At 62.2% G+C, this 2,241-nt stretch carries 2 protein-coding genes; both read left to right on the top strand.

Annotated features, from left to right (window positions below; all coding sequences use genetic code 11):
- Nucleotides 1-434: FadR/GntR family transcriptional regulator (locus AHiyo1_RS26415; protein WP_253257215.1), on the top strand; the 434-nt coding region annotated here is incomplete at its 5' end.
- A 136-nt stretch (nucleotides 435-570) separates the two neighbouring features.
- Nucleotides 571-2,067: a purine-cytosine permease family protein gene (locus AHiyo1_RS08325; RefSeq protein ID WP_059388240.1), complete on the top strand. Its 1,497-nt coding sequence runs from the start codon at nucleotides 571-573 to the stop codon at nucleotides 2,065-2,067.
- Nucleotides 2,068-2,241 lie beyond the last annotated feature (174 nt).

Raw genomic sequence — 2,241 nt, 5'->3', positions numbered from 1 at the left:
AATCCCATGCAGTGAACCGGCTGGTGGACCGTCGGTTGCTCTTCGAATGCGCGGTCACGCACTTCGCCGCCGTCAACGCCACGGCAGCGCAGCTGGATGAGCTGGAGCGGCTGACTCATGAGATGGCCGGATCAAGCAATTGGTCCGAGTATCACCAGGCCGACGAGAGGTTTCACAGGCTGGTCGCGGCGTGCTCGGGCCTGGGAGCTGCGGTCGACGTCTACAACGAGGCGCTGGCGGAGCTCTACGCATACTTCATCCCGTACCCGATCGAGTTTCTCCATGAGTCCAATCGGGACCACATTGCGCTCGTCAACGCCTTGCGCGCCGGCGACGACCGCGGCGCGGTGGAGGTATCGCGGCGGCACGTGGACGTGTTGCACAAGACGATGTTCATGGGCCTCGCCGGCGGCGACGGCCATCAATCCGGGTGAACAACAGCTCGTGGCTTATCGTCCGGGATATCGGACTAAACATCGCCGCCTTTCCGTGATCACTGTCACTTTTGCATGCTCTGATTGATTCTCAGTTGGGGACATCGGACTTCGGTTGTCAAAGTGAGGATTAGGCATGCAGGCCACAGGAAAAGCGGGAACGGGTGGGCCGCGCGTTGAGCGTCGTTCCATCGACTTTGTCCCGGAAAATGAGCGCCATGGTTCGCCTGGCCAGCAGTTCACGCTCTGGTTCGGGGCGAACATGCAGATCACGGCTATTGTCGACGGCGCCTTGGCAGTCCTGTTCGGCGCGGATGCGCTGTGGGCGATCATCGGCCTCCTGATCGGAAACCTCTTGGGCGGTGCTGTGATGGCGCTCCACGCGGCGCAGGGGCCGAAGCTCGGCCTGCCGCAGATGATTTCCAGCCGGGCACAGTTCGGGATCTTCGGGGCAGTGATTCCCTTGGTCCTGGTGGTCGTGATGTACCTCGGCTTCGCCGCCACCGGTACGGTCCTCTCCGGACAGGCAGTCAGCCTCATCCTCCACGCGGGCACCCCGGCCGTGGGCATGATCGTCTTCGGGGCGCTGACCATCGTCGTGGCGACCCTGGGCTACAAGTACATCCACATGTTGGGCCGCATTGCCACCGTCGTCGGTATCCTCGGCTTCACCTACCTGGGCATCAGGTTGTTGACCAGCCAGGACGTCGGCGCACTCTTGGGAGCCGGCAGTTTCGAGTTCCCCACCTTCCTGCTCGCCATTTCGCTGGGCGCCGGATGGCAGCTGACCTACGGCCCGTACGTCGCCGACTACTCCCGGTACCTGCCTTCCAAAACCCCAGCACGCAAGACCTTCATGTCGGCCTATTTCGGCACGGTGATTGGTTCCCAGTGGTCCATGACCCTGGGCGCTCTCTTCGCCGCCCTCGCATTGCCCAAGGGTGCACGGTTCCTGGACGGCCAAGTCGCTTTCCTCGGGAACCTGAGTGGAGGCGGACTGATCGCGGTAGTCATCTACCTGGTGATCGTGACCGGAAAACTGACCGTCAACACGCTGAACGCGTATGGCGGCTACATGACCATGCTTACCTCGGTCACGGCGTTCACCCGCAAGTCCGCGGTGGCGTCATGGACCCGGTTCGCCTACGTGATCGGCTTTATCGGACTCTCGGTGCTCATCGCAGTGCTTGCTTCCCCCGAGTTCATCGCCAACTTCAAGAATTTCGTCCTTCTCCTGCTGATGGTGTTCATCCCCTGGAGCTCCATAAACCTGGTGGATTACTACCTGGTTTCCAAGGAGAAGGTGGACATTCCGGCCCTCTACGACCTGAACGGTCGCTACGGCCGTTGGAACAAGACCGCGCTGCTCAGCTACGCGATCGGCATCGTCGTCCAGATCCCGTTCTTGGCGCAGACCCTCTACACCGGCCCGATGACCGAGCTTCTGGGCGGGGCGGACATCTCCTGGCTTGTAGGCCTCGTGGTCACGGCAATCGTGTTCTACCCGCTGGCGAAGAGGAACTCCAACGCACCGGCCGAGATGGTCTACCCGACGGAACCCGACCCAGCGGAATCGGACTCGGGGGCAATAGCGCCGCTACCCGGCTCAGCGTCGAACACCGCGGCAGTCTAGCCTTTGGGTTGTGCCCCCTCGGACGCTTGCTCACTTTTGGGGTGTTTTCGGCGGACGCTCGCTCACTTTTGGTGAGCGAGCGTCCTGGCATTTGGCCCTATAGGTGAGCGAGCGTCCCAGTCGACCGTGCCGGGAACGGTTGTCTCGGGGCACGACGGCGGCACTGCTGTTGCG

It is taken from the genome of Arthrobacter sp. Hiyo1 (assembly GCF_001263615.2).
Taxonomy (GTDB): domain Bacteria; phylum Actinomycetota; class Actinomycetes; order Actinomycetales; family Micrococcaceae; genus Arthrobacter.
This window is presented reverse-complemented; position numbering and strand designations above follow the sequence as displayed.

Excerpts from the sequence above, each read along its gene's own strand:
- AHiyo1_RS08325 (WP_059388240.1), top strand. The coding sequence starts at position 571 with ATGCAGGCCACAGGAAAAGCGGGAACGGGTGGGCCGCGCGTTGAGCGT.